This is a genomic window from Halomonas sp. S3-1-1, from assembly GCF_023757625.1.
Taxonomy (GTDB): domain Bacteria; phylum Pseudomonadota; class Gammaproteobacteria; order Pseudomonadales; family Halomonadaceae; genus Vreelandella.
Map to the genome: position 1 here is coordinate 214,874 of NZ_JALGBZ010000004.1, position 14,562 is coordinate 229,435.

At 59.1% G+C, this 14,562-nt stretch carries 16 protein-coding genes and 4 tRNA genes; 11 read left to right on the forward strand and 9 right to left on the reverse strand.

Going from position 1 to position 14,562, the window contains the following annotated elements; translation table 11 throughout:
• Positions 1-93: 93 nt before the first annotated feature.
• Positions 94-1,017: a LysR family transcriptional regulator gene (locus MQW23_RS13465; protein WP_252108715.1), complete on the reverse strand. Its 924-nt coding sequence runs from the start codon at positions 1,015-1,017 to the stop codon at positions 94-96.
• A gap of 157 nt (positions 1,018-1,174) precedes the next feature.
• On the opposite strand from MQW23_RS13465, the gene MQW23_RS13470 reads away from it, so the two are divergent.
• Both MQW23_RS13470 and MQW23_RS13475 read left to right on the forward strand, forming a co-directional pair.
• Positions 1,175-1,873 (forward strand): CoA transferase subunit A, encoded by a 699-nt coding sequence (locus MQW23_RS13470; RefSeq protein ID WP_252108716.1) that lies wholly within the window; start codon positions 1,175-1,177, stop codon positions 1,871-1,873.
• Positions 1,874-1,928: 55 nt separating this feature from the next.
• The gene (locus tag MQW23_RS13475) at positions 1,929-2,594 is read left to right on the forward strand and encodes a CoA transferase subunit B (RefSeq protein ID WP_252108717.1); all 666 of its coding nucleotides are present in this window, start codon (positions 1,929-1,931) and stop codon (positions 2,592-2,594) included.
• 31 nt (positions 2,595-2,625) lie between these two features.
• On the opposite strand, the gene MQW23_RS13480 is transcribed toward MQW23_RS13475, so the two are convergent.
• Together MQW23_RS13480 and MQW23_RS13485 are read right to left on the reverse strand one after the other, a co-directional pair.
• On the reverse strand, positions 2,626-3,390 hold the full coding sequence (locus tag MQW23_RS13480) for a VOC family protein (RefSeq protein WP_252108718.1): 765 nt from the start codon (positions 3,388-3,390) through the stop codon (positions 2,626-2,628).
• A gap of 108 nt (positions 3,391-3,498) precedes the next feature.
• Positions 3,499-3,759 carry a GrxA family glutaredoxin gene (locus MQW23_RS13485; RefSeq protein WP_252108719.1) on the reverse strand — a complete coding sequence of 87 codons (261 nt, stop codon included), beginning with the start codon at positions 3,757-3,759 and terminating at the stop codon, positions 3,499-3,501.
• A gap of 153 nt (positions 3,760-3,912) precedes the next feature.
• On the opposite strand from MQW23_RS13485, the gene MQW23_RS13490 reads away from it, so the two are divergent.
• Positions 3,913-4,686 (forward strand): 3-hydroxybutyrate dehydrogenase, encoded by a 774-nt coding sequence (locus tag MQW23_RS13490; RefSeq protein ID WP_252108720.1) that lies wholly within the window; start codon positions 3,913-3,915, stop codon positions 4,684-4,686.
• Positions 4,687-4,722: 36 nt separating this feature from the next.
• On the opposite strand, the gene MQW23_RS13495 is transcribed toward MQW23_RS13490, so the two are convergent.
• From MQW23_RS13495 to MQW23_RS13505, 3 genes are read right to left on the reverse strand one after another with little or no spacing between them, the layout of a single operon-like run.
• On the reverse strand, positions 4,723-5,262 hold the full coding sequence (locus MQW23_RS13495; RefSeq protein WP_252108901.1) for a response regulator transcription factor: 540 nt from the start codon (positions 5,260-5,262) through the stop codon (positions 4,723-4,725).
• 27 nt (positions 5,263-5,289) lie between these two features.
• Complete coding sequence (locus MQW23_RS13500) at positions 5,290-6,567, reverse strand: ATP-binding protein (protein ID WP_252108721.1); 1,278 nt, start codon at positions 6,565-6,567, stop codon at positions 5,290-5,292.
• Between the two features lie 23 nt (positions 6,568-6,590).
• The gene (locus MQW23_RS13505; RefSeq protein WP_252108722.1) at positions 6,591-7,016 is read right to left on the reverse strand and encodes a hypothetical protein; all 426 of its coding nucleotides are present in this window, start codon (positions 7,014-7,016) and stop codon (positions 6,591-6,593) included.
• A gap of 210 nt (positions 7,017-7,226) precedes the next feature.
• Here MQW23_RS13505 and pyrC point away from each other — a divergent pair, with 210 nt between their 5' ends.
• Positions 7,227-8,264, forward strand: coding sequence for a dihydroorotase (pyrC, locus tag MQW23_RS13510; protein ID WP_252108723.1), 1,038 nt, complete (start codon positions 7,227-7,229; stop codon positions 8,262-8,264).
• Positions 8,265-8,403: 139 nt separating this feature from the next.
• Here pyrC and mtnN read toward each other — a convergent pair whose 3' ends face one another.
• Positions 8,404-9,108, reverse strand: a complete 705-nt coding sequence (mtnN, locus tag MQW23_RS13515; protein WP_252108724.1) for a 5'-methylthioadenosine/S-adenosylhomocysteine nucleosidase — start codon at positions 9,106-9,108, stop codon at positions 8,404-8,406.
• A 54-nt stretch (positions 9,109-9,162) separates the two neighbouring features.
• Entirely contained in the window at positions 9,163-10,017 is an 855-nt protein-coding gene (gene folD / locus MQW23_RS13520) for a bifunctional methylenetetrahydrofolate dehydrogenase/methenyltetrahydrofolate cyclohydrolase FolD (RefSeq protein ID WP_252108725.1), read from the reverse strand.
• Between the two features lie 199 nt (positions 10,018-10,216).
• Between folD and MQW23_RS13525 the strand changes: the two genes are divergently transcribed.
• The 4 genes from MQW23_RS13525 (at position 10,217) to MQW23_RS13540 (ending at position 10,736) form a co-directional block, all read left to right on the forward strand.
• Positions 10,217-10,293: transfer RNA gene (locus tag MQW23_RS13525), tRNA-Pro, on the forward strand.
• Positions 10,294-10,381: 88 nt separating this feature from the next.
• Positions 10,382-10,458 (forward strand) — tRNA-Arg (locus MQW23_RS13530).
• 56 nt (positions 10,459-10,514) lie between these two features.
• Positions 10,515-10,589 (forward strand) — tRNA-His (locus MQW23_RS13535).
• 72 nt (positions 10,590-10,661) lie between these two features.
• Positions 10,662-10,736: transfer RNA gene (locus tag MQW23_RS13540), tRNA-His, on the forward strand.
• Positions 10,737-10,763: 27 nt separating this feature from the next.
• Here the strand turns inward: MQW23_RS13540 and MQW23_RS13545 are convergent.
• Positions 10,764-10,994, reverse strand: coding sequence for a hypothetical protein (locus tag MQW23_RS13545; protein ID WP_252108726.1), 231 nt, complete (start codon positions 10,992-10,994; stop codon positions 10,764-10,766).
• A gap of 85 nt (positions 10,995-11,079) precedes the next feature.
• Here MQW23_RS13545 and MQW23_RS13550 point away from each other — a divergent pair, with 85 nt between their 5' ends.
• From MQW23_RS13550 to MQW23_RS13560, 3 genes are all read left to right on the forward strand, one after another.
• Positions 11,080-12,336 carry an NAD(P)/FAD-dependent oxidoreductase gene (locus MQW23_RS13550; RefSeq protein ID WP_252108727.1) on the forward strand — a complete coding sequence of 419 codons (1,257 nt, stop codon included), beginning with the start codon at positions 11,080-11,082 and terminating at the stop codon, positions 12,334-12,336.
• 120 nt (positions 12,337-12,456) lie between these two features.
• The gene (locus MQW23_RS13555) at positions 12,457-12,666 is read left to right on the forward strand and encodes a putative motility protein (RefSeq protein ID WP_252108728.1); all 210 of its coding nucleotides are present in this window, start codon (positions 12,457-12,459) and stop codon (positions 12,664-12,666) included.
• 239 nt (positions 12,667-12,905) lie between these two features.
• A complete protein-coding gene (locus MQW23_RS13560) occupies positions 12,906-14,495 on the forward strand; it encodes a peptide chain release factor 3 (RefSeq protein WP_252108729.1) in 1,590 nt (529 codons plus the stop codon).
• Positions 14,496-14,562 lie beyond the last annotated feature (67 nt).

The window sequence follows — 14,562 nt, forward strand, 5'->3', positions numbered from 1 at the left end:
CAGAAGGCCGCCTTGAAGCGTTGGATGTTCTGTTGGCGGCGTATCTTCTGGCGGCCTTATCGGCTTTTGGCTAAATCCTAAAGGATCAAGGCGTTACTTCCCAGCAAATCCGATGCCCGGCGATTGCCAGCGCTTTTCAAACAGTGGGGCAACGGTATCGATCAGCACCCCGCGAAGCGCCTGGGCGGCCACTGAAAGCTCCTGGTGGGTGAGCATGCCCACCTGACACTCGATCACGCCTTCGTTAAGCGCGACGCAGCGCGCCCCCAGCGCGTGCATTTGAGGAATGCACATCGAAGGCACAGCGCTTACCCCAAGCCCTCTGGCCACCATGCTGGCCACGGTCGAAAGCTGGTGGCTTTCGAAAGCAACGGAAAGCTCGTGCCCCTGACGCGCCAGGCCGTCCTCGAGCAGGCGGCGCACCCTTGACGGGCGCTGCAGCGTGATCATGTCTTCCTGCAATAGCCGCTGCCAGTTGAGCGGTTGACGGCCAAGCGGGCTTTCGGGCGGGACAACGGCGACGAAGTGGTCCTCGAAAAGCGGCGTGAAGGTCAAGCTGCCAAGCCCTTCCGGGGCGAACACGATGCCGATTTCGACCTGACGGGCGCGCACCATGGCCATGACGTCCTCGTTGATAACGTCGTGAACCGTGACGTTGATTTTGGGGTGGCGTCGGCGAAAGCTCGCCAGCGCCTCGGGCAGCAAACTACAGGCAAAGGAGGGCATGGCCGCCACGCTGAGCCGACCCAACTGCAGCGTGAAGCGTTCGCGCAGACGCTCCTCGGTGTTCTCCCACTGCGCCACCAGGTGCTTGGCCAGCGGTAAAAGCGATTCGCCTTCCGGCGTCAGGCGGACGTGGCGGGTGCTGCGAATCAGAAGTTTGCCTCCGAGCGACTCTTCCAAGCCCTTGATCGCCAGCGACAGCGCCGGCTGGGAAAGGTGCAAACGCTCGCAGGCTTGGGTAAAGCTCAGGGTTTGGGCGACGGCCAGAAACGCGCGAAGCTGCTTGACGGTCATAAGGGCTCTTCATAAGTTATTTAAATCAATTCATAAGAAAAACAAACTTAACAAATATATCGCCCCGCACAACACTGGTATTAGGCAGCTATCCTCTGTAATACGCCTGTTCGCCGTCTCGGCGCGAGAGGCTTCATCGACAACAGCGAGGTTACCCATGGCAGGATTCGACAAACGTGTCGCTTCTTATGAAGAGGCAATGGAAGGTATCGAGGACGGAATGACCGTGCTGGCGGGCGGCTTCGGGCTCTGCGGCATTCCGGAAAACCTGATTGCCGAGATCCAGCGTCGCGGCGTCAAGGATCTGACCGTGGCCTCCAACAACTGCGGTGTCGACGGCTTCGGCCTAGGCCTTCTGCTCGAAAAGCGCCAGATCAGCAAGATCTACGCCTCCTACGTCGGCGAAAACGCGCTGTTCGAGCAGCAGATGCTCAACGATGAGATCGAGGTCGTACTAACGCCTCAAGGGACGCTGGCCGAAAGAATGCGCGCCGGCGGCGCGGGTATTCCGGCGTTCTATACTGCTACCGGCTACGGCACGCCGATTGGTGACGGCAAGGAAGTGCGCGAGTTCGGCGGCCGCCACTATATTCTCGAGGAGGCGCTGGTGGGTGATTTCGCCATCGTCAAAGGCTGGAAGGCGGACCGCTACGGCAACGTGATGTATCGTCACACCGCACAGAACTTCAATCCCATGGCCGCCACCGCCGGCCGAATCACCGTCGTGGAAGTCGAGGAGATCGTCGAACCCGGCGAAATGGACCCGAGCCAGATTCACACGCCGGGTATCTACGTCGACCGGATCATTCAGGGCTCGTTCGAGAAGCGCATCGAAAAGCGCACGGTTCGAAGCTAACCGCCGGATGACACCCGCTCTATCGACCCATCACCATTGATTTGAGGACATTACCATGGCGTTAACACGTGAGCAGATGGCCCAGCGCGTCGCCCGCGAACTCAAGGACGGCTTCTACGTCAATCTCGGAATCGGCATTCCTACCCTGGTAGCCAACTATGTCCCTGAAGGGATCGACGTGATGCTCCAGTCCGAAAACGGGCTTTTGGGCATGGGACGCTACCCCAGTGACGAAGAGCTCGACCCGGACATGATCAACGCCGGTAAAGAGACGGTCACGGCCCGCCCGGGGGCGGCCATATTCTCTTCTGCGGAGTCGTTTGCCATGATTCGCGGTGGCCACGTGGATTTGACGGTACTGGGCGCTTTCGAGGTGGATCAGAACGGCAATATCGCTTCCTGGATGATTCCGGGCAAGCTGATCAAGGGCATGGGCGGGGCGATGGATCTGGTCGCCGGCGCCGAGAACATCATTTGCACCATGACCCACGCCTCCAAACACGGCGAATCCAAGCTGCTGGAAAAATGCGAGCTGCCGCTGACCGGCGCGGGCTGCATTAGCCGCGTGCTGACCGATCTCGCTTACCTCGAAATCGAGAACGGTGCGTTCATACTCAAAGAGCGCGCGCCAGGGGTGAGCGTCGAGGAGATCAAGGAGAAAACCGCCGGCAAACTCATCGTGCCCGATCACGTACCGGAGATGGAGTTTGCCCAGCCCTGAATGTCACTCAAAAGGTGGGATGGCGTGTGCGTCACGCCATTTCACATCGGGTGTGGGCCGGTAAAAGCTCCTCACCCAAGGTGGCAGGGCTTTCGCTTAGCACCTTTTGCGCCAGCGCCAGCCCGCCAAGACAGAGACGGTGCTCATCGCCCTGGCGAAACACCAGCTTTTGCGGCATGGCCGGATAAAAGCGGTGCTCTAGCGAACTCGAGACGGGAAAAATGCCGTTTTGTCGGTTCGTAGAACACTGCATGCCGGCTCGCCCTAGCGCTTTGTCGAGCGCGGTAATGGGCTCGCCAAGTGCCTGGCAGTCGAAACCGGCGTGGTGCACCCGGGGCCCCATGGCGGCGAGCCACGCCGCCAGCGGGTGCTCAGCTTCCAACTGCTGATAGAGTGCCCAAGAGGGCATGGGCCAAGGCCGACCGCGGCACAAAAGGTTATGCCCCTTGCAGTCCTGTGGGTGGCTCTGCTCGATCAGTTCCAAAAGGGCGTTGCGCGGCGTGGTGCATAAAGCGCCAAGCTGAAGCTCTACCAGCACCAGCCAGCTGCTACCCGGCGCCCCGAGCAAGTGAATGATCAGCCCCTTGTCTGCCAACGCGTATTGAGTAACGCAGACGTAACCCATTCGCTGAAGCGTTTGGGTAAGATGCCTTGCGCTGAACGGGCCGTGGTTGAGGGTTAGCAGGGTGAGGTAATCAGCCTTGACGTCCAAGGGCCAAATGCCCAGCCCGCCGAGATCCGGATGGGTATGAATGTAATCGAGCCAAAGCTGGCGTTCGAACTCTTCACGTTGCATGGCGCGTGTCCTTGCCGACTTTTTCGGTCTTGTTAGGGAGAATGCCCTCCCAGTATAGGCAGCAAGGGTTTACACGGGTTCCGCACGAAGGCGAAGGTTGTCAACGCATCACGAAAGCAGGTCGTTGTCGCGAACGTATCGGTCGAACTCGGAGAAGCCGCCGATGTGGTTCTGATCGATGAACACCTGAGGCACGGTGCGGATCGGTTTGCCGGCAGTTTTGGCAATGTCCTCTTTGGTCACGCCCTCCGAGGGCATATCGACGTAGCGATAACCTTCGATTTTATGAGCGTTTTCGAGCTGCTCGGCGAGCTGCTTGGCCATGACGCAGAAAGGGCAGCTCATACGGCCAAAAATTACCACGAACATGAAAATTCCTTGGGTTGGGGGATGGCGTTTCGATCATTGTCGCCCAAGAAGGCTGCGTTGAACAATAACGCGTCGCGTTGGTTCAACGCGCGATCACGGTTCTATACTGAATAGGTTCTAAACGTAGGTGGATTTCTTTTTAAGGAGAGGGCTATGTCGTCAGGTACGGATACAACGCCTCGGGTGGCGCTGGTAACGGGTACGAGCAGCGGAATCGGCGCAAGCGTGGTCGAGCACTTTTGCAAGCAAGGGTTTCAAGTGCTGGCGGTGGATTTCAACGAGGCGGGTGAAAAGATCGCAAGCGACCAGGGCGCGGCGTTCTATCAGGCCGACCTGACCGACCCCCAGGCGTGCAAAAACGCCGTTAAAGAGGCGATCAAGCGCTTTGGTCGGGTGGACATCCTGGTTAACAACGCGGGTATACAGCACGTCAGTAACATCGAGTCGTTTCCTGAAGAGAAGTGGCAGGCGATCATGAATTTGATGCTCACCGCGCCGTTTATGCTCACTCAGGCGGTATGGCCCTCGATGCGCGAAAATGGCTGGGGCCGCATCATCAATATCGCCTCCATTCACGCCCACGTAGCCTCACCGGGCAAAGCCGCCTACGTGACCGCCAAGCACGGTTTGATTGGCATGACCAAAACCGCCGCGCTTGAGGGCGGTGAGCAGGGCATTACCGCCAACGCCGTGTGCCCGGCCTACGTGCAAACGCCTTTGGTTGAAAACCAGATCGCCGATCAGGCGAAGATGCACAAGATGGACGAGCAGGAAGTAATCGAAAAGATTATGCTCAAGGACGCCGCGATCAAGCGCCTGATTGAACCCGCCGAGGTCGCTCAGCTGGTGGGCTATCTGGCCTCCGACGCCGCCGGCTCCGTGACCGGTTCGAGTTTCAATATCGACCTTGGCTGGACGGCGCATTAACCCGCCTGAACGCCAAGCCTTACCGAATGGGCTGCATTAGCGTCGAACCGGACGTTTTTGCAGCTTTCGCTGCAGGGTGCGCCTGTGCATGCCCAGCGCCCGAGCGGTCGCAGAGATGTTGCCGTCGTGCTCCTGCAGCACCTTCTGAATATGCTCCCAGGTGATACGGTTGATCGACGGCGGGTTGTCCGCAAGCTCGATATCCGGGTCGCCGCCACCGTTTTCGAACGCGCCTATGACATCGTCGGCGTCCACCGGCTTGCATAGATAGTGCACCGCGCCAAGCTTGATCGCCTCTACCGCGGTGGCGATACTCGAGTAGCCTGTAAGCACCACGACTCGACAATCCGGCACGATCGTCAAAAGCTCCGGCAACAGCTTGAGACCGGAGCTGTGTTCGAGTTTGAGATCGAGCGTGGCGATGGTTGGAGAGAACGACGCTGCGATCTCGAGCGCCTGCTCGGCGTCGTGGGCAACCTTCACATCGAAGCCGCGGCGGGTGAGCGCCCGGCTTAGCACGTGGCAAAATACGTCGTCATCGTCCACGATCAAAAGGCGTTGGTCGTCTGTTTGCATGGTCTTCTCGCTTTCATTGGGCATGACTCACGCCTTGTCCGGCGCGTCGCTGCGCGGCAGCGTTACCTCGGTGAGCGTGCCGCCTTCCGGGTGGTTATAAAGGCTCACGCCGCCGCCGAATCGGTTGATGGTGGCATGGGTTAAAAATAGCCCAATGCCCATTCCCTTGCTCTTGGTCGACACAAAGGTGTCGCCGAGCTGGTCGGCGATCGACATCGAGACCCCCGGGCCGTGGTCGCGAATGTCGATGATGACGTTATCGTCGAACCAGTCCAATCGAATGGCGATTTGATCCGGATGCGCGTCGGCGGCGTTGTTCAAAAGATTGGTTAGCGCCTGGTCGAGAGTGGCATCGACCAATAGCCAAGGCCGCCCGCGACGATTGGGAATCTCGAGCGTGTGGGTGACGTCCGGGCGGATGACCAGCCAGCGCTGAATGATGCTTGAAAGCCAGATCTCGCCATCCTGAACTTCCGGCTCCGCCATGCGCCGCCGGTCGGCGCTGGTGACCAGGTGCTGCAGTCGTGACTTGCAAACATCCACCTGCTGGCGCAACAGCGCGATGTCCTCGAAAAGCGGCGAGCCGTCAGCGGCCTCCGCCTGCATCTCTTTTAAAAGCACCGCCATGGTGGAAAGCGGCGTGCCGAGTTCGTGAGCGGTGCCCGCCGCCTGGGTGGCCACCGCCAGCACCTGCTCGTTTCGTAGCGCCGCTTCGCGGGTGCGCGACAGCGCTTTGTCGCGACTTCGAAGCGCGTGGGCCATCTTGTAGATGAAAAAGGTGACCAGACCCGCTGAAAGCCCAAAGTTGAGCCACATGCCCACCACATGCAGGTTCAAAAGACTATCGCTATCAATATGGCTGAGCTGGGCAATGGGGTGGTAATCCACCATCAGGTAGCTGTAGCCCGCCATGGCGCAGCCGGCAATGATCCAGGCGTGGCGCCAGGGCAGCGTTGCCGCAGCAATGGTCACCGGCACCAGATAGTAGGTAATGAACGGATTGGTCGAACCGCCAGTGAAGTAGAAAAGCAGCGTCAATCCTGCAATGTCCGCCAGCAGGTGTAGCAGATACTCAAGATGGCTAACGGCCCGCGGGCGCCCCAGCCGCCACCAGGTGAGAATGTTCAAAACGCCCATGGCCACTACGACGCCGATGACCGTGGCGGTCTCGAGCTCGAAGTCGAGCACCTCGACCCCGATTAGGATCGCCAGCAAAAAGCCGGTCCAGGTGATACCGCGCACGATGGTTAGGCGCACCAGGTTGCGGTTTGGGGTCGATAGCGGCAGCGGCAGGGCGGTTTGCATGAAAGGCTACTTGTCGGTGGCGGTCAGTGGGAGTGGGCGCGAGACGTTTTGACCGAGTGAATGATGAACTTGATGAAAAGCGTCATCACGTAGGTTAGCCAGCCGGCGGTCGCCAGCAGGTTGAAAACCAGAATCTTGGGCGGAAGCCAGGCCCGGCCCAAAAGCGCCTCCAATAAAATGTGCAAGAGCATGGCCAGCAGCAGCGGCAGCGCCAGGGTGTGAATCCACATATCGGTACGGCGCTTGCGCACGTGGTAGCGGCGCAGCAAAAAACGCATGGGCTTGTGCGCCCAGCTAAACAGCAGCAGCGTGGCGACCACGAAGAGCATCGCGATCGTTGGCTCGGTGCTGCCCCGGTGGGTCGATGCGGAAACGGACCAGGCGAGCGCGAGCCACATTAGCCCCTCGATGCTGGTGAGAATGTCAGCGTAGCGCCTCACGTTTTGCATAGGCGGGTAATGTCCTGGAAAGGGTCTGAATGTGAAATGACAAAGCGAAGTAAAGCGCTGACATGATACGACACTTGCCAGGCGCTGTGGCCCCCTGATGTTGGATTAAACTGCCCTCAAAACCGTTGGATCGAACCGCTGGATTCATCCCCGGCCGGCTTCGGGTATACTGGCGTGCGCTTTCAACCCACCGCTTGTAAAGGATTGACCGTGGACTCTATTACGTTGACTCGCCCCGACGACTGGCACCTTCACCTGCGCGACGGCGAGGTGCTCGAGGCGGTCGTGAATCACACCGCTGCGCAGATGGGGCGTGCGATCATCATGCCAAACCTGAAGCCGCCGATCACCACGACCGACCAGGCCCTGGCCTACCGCGAGCGAATTTTGAAGGCGCTGGCGCCGGGCAGTGCGTTCGAGCCCTTGATGACGCTCTACCTGACCGATTCCACCACCGCTGACGAGATCGAGAAGGCGCATGCCAGTGGCGTGGTCAAGGCGGTCAAGCTCTATCCTGCTGGGGCGACTACTAACTCGGCGTCCGGGGTGACCGATATCGCCCATTGCGACGCCGCCATCACCGCCATGGAGCGGGTCGGTATGCCGCTGTTGATTCACGGTGAGGTGACCGATAGTGACATCGACATCTTCGATCGCGAAGCGGCTTTTATCGAGCGGGTGCTGAAGCCGCTGCTCGAACGCCACCCGACGCTCAAGGTGGTATCCGAGCACATCACGACTCAGCAGGCCGCCGAGTTCGTGGCCAACGGCCCCGATAACCTGGCCGCCACGATTACCGCGCACCATCTTCTGTTCAATCGTAACCAGATGCTGGCCGGCGGCATTCGCCCGCACTACTACTGCCTGCCGATTTTAAAGCGCGAACAGCACCGCCTGGCGTTACTGAAAGCGGCCACCAGCGGCAGCTCCAAATTCTTTTTGGGCACCGACAGCGCGCCCCACGAGAAGGCCGACAAGGAGTCGAGCTGCGGCTGCGCCGGCGCCTACACCGCGCCGGCAGCGCTCGAGCTTTACGCCACGGCCTTCGATCAAATGGGAGCGCTCGACAAGCTCGAAGCCTTCGCGAGCCTTAACGGCCCGCGCTTTTACGGATTGGCGCCAAATGCTGACCGCGTCACTCTCGAGCGGCGGGCGCTGGCGCTGCCCTCCCACTATGCCTACGGCGGCGGGTGTTCGATCGTACCGCTGCTGGCCGGAGAAGCGCTTCAGTGGTCGATGGCGCGCTAAAACCTGCGCTAGAGAAACTGGTAGACGGGTAGAGAAACACATCGAGCGCGCCTTTTAGCGCGCTCGATGTGTTTTGACGAACTGTTTTTAATGAATGGCGTTCTGACGAAGTGTCAGGCGCGTTTATTAGCCGAGTCTTTTATTGGCCAAGTCGTGCCAGCATGGCATCGACCATGCGTGAGGAGTGATCCGCCGCGACTTCCAGAAACTGCTCGAAAGAGAGGTGGTTGTCGCCGGCGCCGGGGATATCGGAAAGCGCCCGGATGACCACGAAAGGGCAGCCGTAGAGATAGCAGGTTTGAGCGATGGCCGCGGCTTCCATTTCGACCGCCAGCATGGAGGGAAACTGCGCGCGAGTGGCGGCAACGCGCGCCGGGTCCGCCATGAAGGCGTCGCCGGTCGCAATCAAGCCTTCGCGGACGTTGACCTCGCCCAGATCCATAATCGCTTGGTGGGCGACGTCGCTAAGCGCGGCGTCGGCCAGGTAAGCGGCGGGCATGCCGGGCACCTGGCCCATTTCATAGCCGAACACGACGGCATCGACATCGTGATGGCGCACTTCGCTCGAGATGATGATGTCGCCGATATCGAGATCCTCGGCGAAGCCGCCCGCCGAGCCGGTATTGATGATCGCCTCGGGCTGGTAGCGCTCGAGTAGCACCGCCGTGCCCACCGCGGCGTTCACCTTGCCGATACCCGACTGCAGGATGACGACCTCCAAACCGTGACGCGTGCCGCTATAGAACACGAACCCTGCGTGCTCGAGGCGCTCAACACCTTCGAGCTGACCCGCCAGTATGCTTACTTCCTGCGCCATCGCGCCGATGATTCCAATGCGTTGCACTCGGGCGTGCTCCTTGGTCGATTGAATGTCTAGTGAGAGAGTCGTATCGATGTCTTAGGCGTCGTGCGCTTCGGCGGCTTCCAGAGTGTTTTCCAAAAGCGTGGCCACGGTCATCGGGCCGACACCGCCGGGCACCGGCGTGATGAAGCTTGCGCGCTCGGCGGCGGCTTCGAAATCCACGTCGCCGGCGAGCGTGCCATCGGCCTGGCGGTTAATGCCGACATCGATGACCACGGCCCCTGGCTTGATCCACTCGCCTTTGACGAGCCCGGGCTTGCCTACAGCGACCACGACCAGATCCGCGCGGCGAACGTGAGCCTCCAGGTTCTGAGTGAAGCGATGGCACACGGTCGTGGTACAGCCAGCCAGCATTAGCTCCATGGCCATCGGTCGGCCCACGATGTTGGACGCGCCGACCACCGTGGCGTCCAGGCCGCGCACGTCGATGTCACTCTCTGATAGCAGCGTCATGATGCCCTTGGGCGTGCAGGGGCGAAGCGCGGGGGAGCGCTGTGCCAGCCGGCCCAGGTTATAGGGGTGAAAGCCGTCGACGTCCTTGTCCGGACGAATGCGTTCGAGAATAGGGCGAGCATCAAGATGCTCCGGCAGCGGCAGTTGAACCAGAATGCCGTCGACCTGGGGGTCATTGTTCAAACGGTCGACGAGTGCTTCGAGCTCGTGCTGGGTGGTATTGGTCGAAAGCTGATGCTGAAAAGAGAGAATGCCGGCCTGGTCACAGGCGCGATGCTTATTGTTGACGTATACATGAGAGGCCGGGTCACCGCCAACGACAACCACGGCTAATCCGGGGGCGCGAGCACCGGCCTGTAAACGAGCGGCGGTCTTCTCGGCAACGCGATGGCGGACATTAGCGGCGATGGTTTTGCCATCGATGAGTTGGGCGGTCATGTAGTGAGGTCCCTTAGGAGGTGATGAGCGAGTCAAAAGCCGACGTAAGGTTGAGACGCCAGCGAATGACCAATTTTCGCATGTTGGGCCTGGTAGGCAAAGCGGGCAGTGCCAAAGCCCTTTAAGTCTTGACTTTAAAATCAAAAATAGTAGTATGTGCCTCGCTTGAGACAGGCCAAGCAGCGTCAAGGGTCGTCATCGGGATGTAGCGCAGTCTGGTAGCGCGCCTGCTTTGGGAGCAGGATGTCGGGGGTTCGAATCCCTCCATCCCGACCACGTACCTCGCACGGAAGGTGTCAACGTGCTTTTCCAAGCGCGGGTTGTGGTCAAGTGCTCACTGGTATTTTGCTAGAGAATGCCTTGTGCGCCCATAGCTCAACCGGATAGAGCAACGGCCTTCTAAGCCGTAGGTTGCGGGTTCAAGTCCTGCTGGGCGTGCCACGACAGTGTGGCCGCGGTGTCAGGCGCTGGCAGTACGTTTTGCTTAAGTATCAATGGTGGATGTAGCTCAGTGGTAGAGCCCCGGATTGTGGCTCCGGTGGTCGTGGGTTCGATCCCCATCATCCACCCCATTGATGAAAGCAGGCGTTCAGTCGTAAGTGATGAAAGAGCAGTAAACAGGCAGTACCAGGTAACAGGTTGTGGTGGATGTAGCTCAGTGGTAGAGCCCCGGATTGTGGCTCCGGTGGTCGTGGGTTCGATCCCCATCATCCACCCCAGTAACCTTTTTCCTTTCCCTCCGATATTCAGCATTCTTCCGTAATATATTCATTCTCTACTTCGAGCGCTTTTGCCTTGAAGATTTTTGCGTTTCTTTCATACCGCTTCAAGAGTTTATTTCTACCGAATGCGGTAGTTTTGCTGCGAAGCGTATTTTCCTGTTTAATAAAATCTAACGATATTTTCCACTGCTGAGCGCTATAAAGCGTTATTTTAATCCAATCTAAGCCAGCAAAACGGTCGATTCCACTGTGCATTGCGCCTGCCAGAGGTGGTAATTTTATCCTTATTCGGGATATTCAGTTTTATAACCACAAGTGACGATAGGGCAGGAGAGCGTTGATGGAAGAGTCGATGGCCAGGCGGCAGGTAGCGGTACTCGGGGCAGGGATGGTGGGCGTTAGCGTCGCGTGGCATCTTCAAAAGCGCGGTTTCGACGTGACGCTGATCGACCGGCAAGCGCCCGGGCGCGAAACTTCCTATGGCAACGCCGGTATCATTCAGCGCGAAGCCGTTCGCCCCTATGCGTTTCCTCGCGACATGAAAACGATTTTAAGCGTGCTGCCCAACAAACGCGTCGACATTCGCTACCGCACCGGGGGTATGCTCAACGCCTTTTCCCCCCTTCTTAGCTATTGGCAAAACTCTTCCAGCGCGCGGTATCAAAAAATTGTGCCCGAGTACGCTTCACTCATCGGGCTTTGCCTGGAGGCGCACGGCCAGATGATCGAAGCGGCTGGCGCCGAGCATCTGGTGCGCCGAGACGGTTGGCTCGAGATCTATCGTACTCAGAAAAAACTCGACAAGCGCGTGATTGAGGCAAGGGAGGCGCTCAAGCGCTATGGCGTTCGCTTTGAGGTGCTGGATCGCGCCGCGCTCATCGAAAAGGAGCCGGATCTGAGTGAGGAGATCATTGGCGCCATCCACTGGCTCGACCCTTGGACGGTCGCCGACCCCGGGGCGCTGGTGGCCGCCTACGCCAATTCGTTCGCCCAACAAGGCGGTACACTTCTCCAGGCCGATATCGAGGATGTGGTGCCTCAGGGAGAAGGTTACCGGGTAAAGACCGATCAGCATGAGCTTGTAGTCGACGATGTGGTCATGGCGCTTGGCCCTTGGGCAGGCCAGTGGGCATCGACGCTTGGCTATCGCATTCCCACGTTCGTCAAGCGGGGCTATCACATGCACTACGCGACACAAGCGCCGGCAAAGCTCAACTACTGGCTGATGGATGCCGAGGTCGGGTATCTGCTGGCGCCCATGGACGCCGGGGTGCGCCTGACCACCGGCGCCGAGCTTGACCGGCTGGAGTCACCGGCAGACGAACATCAGCTCGAGGCGGCAGAAAAGGTCGCTCGCGGCGTGTTCCCGCTCGCCGAGCGCAAGGAGCCAACCGCCTGGAAGGGCGCACGGCCGTGTCTTCCGGACATGAAACCGATCATCGGCCCGGCGCCTCGCCACCAGGGGCTATGGTTCGCTTTCGGTCATGGCCACCAGGGCTTTACTCTGGGGCCAGCGACGGGCGGGCTAATGGCAGATATGATGGAGGGCAAGCCTACCGCCATCGATATGGCGCCGTTTCGCGCCGACCGGTTCTAATGAAACGGTTTTGATAAAGCGATTGTAACGAATGAATTAGTAAAAATGCCGCTTTGCTGGCGGCTTTTTCTAGTACTTGCTATGCTTGACGGCATTACGGTTTTAATGTGAGGTGAGATAATGGATATCGCAGCGAGCAACGCCGTTAGTCAGGCGCTTTATATGAATCAGGCGCAGACCGCTGAACAAGCCCAAATGCAGCTTTTTCGTCAGGCACTCGACATGCAGGCTCAGCAGGTGACCGAAGTGTTGGCCAGTGCCAACATGACGGCGCAGCCGGATTTGGCAACCGAAGGCACACTGGGAACGCAGGTCAACACCTACGCTTGATCGAACAACACCAGTTCAGTCTTGACTACGTAAGATAAGAGTCGCTATCCGCGGCTCTTTTTTATGCGCCTGCGAAGACATTCGGCAGCACGCTTGAAAGGGCGTGGCACCGTTTGGTCCGTAACGTTACAATTCGCCCCAATCCTACTCACTCAGCTCGCTCAGTCGTTTTTCTCGAACAAATGTCTTGAATACACGTCTTGAGCACATGGCTGAGTACCTATTTTTATTGAGGCACGATGAAAGAGACGCAGTTGGCCCGTGAAGCGGAGCTTAGACGCACCTTCGCTATCATATCGCACCCGGATGCGGGTAAGACCACCATTACCGAGAAGATGCTGCTGTTTGGAAACGCCATTCAGATGGCGGGCTCGGTCAAGAGCAAGCGCAACGACCGCCACGCGACATCCGACTGGATGAAGATGGAGCAGGAGCGCGGGATCTCGGTGACCACCTCAGTGATGCAGTTCCCCTATGGCGGGCGTATCGTCAATCTGCTTGACACCCCTGGTCACGAGGACTTCTCGGAAGACACCTACCGCACGCTGACCGCGGTCGACTCCGCTCTGATGGTGATTGATGGCGCCAAGGGCGTAGAGGATCGCACCATCAAACTGATGGAAGTCTGCCGGCTGCGCACCACGCCGATTCTTACGTTCATCAACAAGATGGACCGCGATATTCGCGACCCGATCGAGGTGATGGACGAGGTCGAGACGGTCCTCAACATTCAGTGCGCGCCGATGACCTGGCCGATCGGCATGGGGCGTCACTTCAAGGGGGTCTACCACCTCTACAACGATGTGATTCACCTTTACACCCAGGGCCAGGGCAACCGCATCTCCGAAGACAAGCGTATCGAAGGGCTCGATAGCCCGGAAGTCGACACGCTGCTTGGTGAAGAGCAGGCCGAAGAGCTTCGCATGGAGATCGAGCTGGTGCGCGGCGCCTCCCACGCCTTCGATCTCGAGGCCTATCGGCGCGGCGAGCTGACGCCGGTCTACTTCGGGACCGCCATGGGCAACTTCGGCGTGCGCGAAATGCTCGACGGCTTCGTCGAGTACGCCCCGGCACCCCAGCCGCGGGAAACCGACGCCCGGGAAGTGGCCGCCAGTGACGAACGCTTTACCGGTTTCGTGTTCAAGATCCAGGCGAACATGGACCCGAATCACCGCGACCGCATCGCCTTTTTACGCGTGTGCTCCGGCAAGTACGAGAAGAACATGAAGATGCGCCATGTACGCATTGGCAAGGATGTCAAGATTGCTGACGCCCTGACCTTCATGGCCTCGGACCGCTCTCAGGTGGAGGAAGCCTGGCCTGGCGATATCATCGGCCTGCACAACCACGGCACGGTACAGATTGGCGATACTTTCACCGTGGGCGAGGACATGCGTTTCACCGGTATCCCGCACTTCGCGCCTGAGCTCTTCAAGCGCGTGCGCCTGAAAGATCCGCTGAGAATGAAAGCGCTGCAAAAAGGCCTGCAGCAGCTCTCGGAAGAGGGCGCCACCCAGGTCTTCATGCCGATGGATAATAACGACCTGATTCTCGGCGCGGTAGGAACGCTGCAGTTCGACGTCGTCGCGCATCGACTAAAGGAGGAGTACAAGGTCGACTGCATTTATGAAGGCGTGAACGTGCAGACCGCCCGCTGGATATACTGCGACGATGCCAAAATGCTCGAGGAATTCAAGCGCAAGGCGAGCGCGAACCTCGCCATCGACGGCGGCGGCTATCTCACCTATATCGCCCCGACCCGGGTCAATCTGCAGATGACCCAGGAGCGCTGGCCGGACATTCGCTTCCAGCCTACCCGCGAGCACTGAGCCTTATTGCCGCCTTTCTAAGCCGCGAGCTTACATAGAGCGGCATCAAAAACGGCCCTGCGGACTG

Bases quoted from the DNA above. Each gene is read 5' to 3' on its own strand.
- MQW23_RS13500 (WP_252108721.1), bottom strand. From the start codon at position 6,567: ATGCAAACCGCCCTGCCGCTGCCGCTATCGACCCCAAACCGCAACCTG.
- MQW23_RS13470 (WP_252108716.1), top strand. From the start codon at position 1,175: ATGGCAGGATTCGACAAACGTGTCGCTTCTTATGAAGAGGCAATGGAA.
- MQW23_RS13555 (WP_252108728.1), top strand. From the start codon at position 12,457: ATGGATATCGCAGCGAGCAACGCCGTTAGTCAGGCGCTTTATATGAAT.
- folD (WP_252108725.1), bottom strand. From the start codon at position 10,017: ATGACCGCCCAACTCATCGATGGCAAAACCATCGCCGCTAATGTCCGC.
- MQW23_RS13505 (WP_252108722.1), bottom strand. From the start codon at position 7,016: ATGCAAAACGTGAGGCGCTACGCTGACATTCTCACCAGCATCGAGGGG.
- MQW23_RS13545 (WP_252108726.1), bottom strand. From the start codon at position 10,994: ATGCACAGTGGAATCGACCGTTTTGCTGGCTTAGATTGGATTAAAATA.
- MQW23_RS13495 (WP_252108901.1), bottom strand. From the start codon at position 5,262: ATGCAAACAGACGACCAACGCCTTTTGATCGTGGACGATGACGACGTA.
- MQW23_RS13475 (WP_252108717.1), top strand. From the start codon at position 1,929: ATGGCGTTAACACGTGAGCAGATGGCCCAGCGCGTCGCCCGCGAACTC.
- MQW23_RS13560 (WP_252108729.1), top strand. From the start codon at position 12,906: ATGAAAGAGACGCAGTTGGCCCGTGAAGCGGAGCTTAGACGCACCTTC.
- MQW23_RS13485 (WP_252108719.1), bottom strand. From the start codon at position 3,759: ATGTTCGTGGTAATTTTTGGCCGTATGAGCTGCCCTTTCTGCGTCATG.
- MQW23_RS13490 (WP_252108720.1), top strand. From the start codon at position 3,913: ATGTCGTCAGGTACGGATACAACGCCTCGGGTGGCGCTGGTAACGGGT.
- MQW23_RS13550 (WP_252108727.1), top strand. From the start codon at position 11,080: ATGGAAGAGTCGATGGCCAGGCGGCAGGTAGCGGTACTCGGGGCAGGG.
- MQW23_RS13480 (WP_252108718.1), bottom strand. From the start codon at position 3,390: ATGCAACGTGAAGAGTTCGAACGCCAGCTTTGGCTCGATTACATTCAT.
- MQW23_RS13465 (WP_252108715.1), bottom strand. From the start codon at position 1,017: ATGACCGTCAAGCAGCTTCGCGCGTTTCTGGCCGTCGCCCAAACCCTG.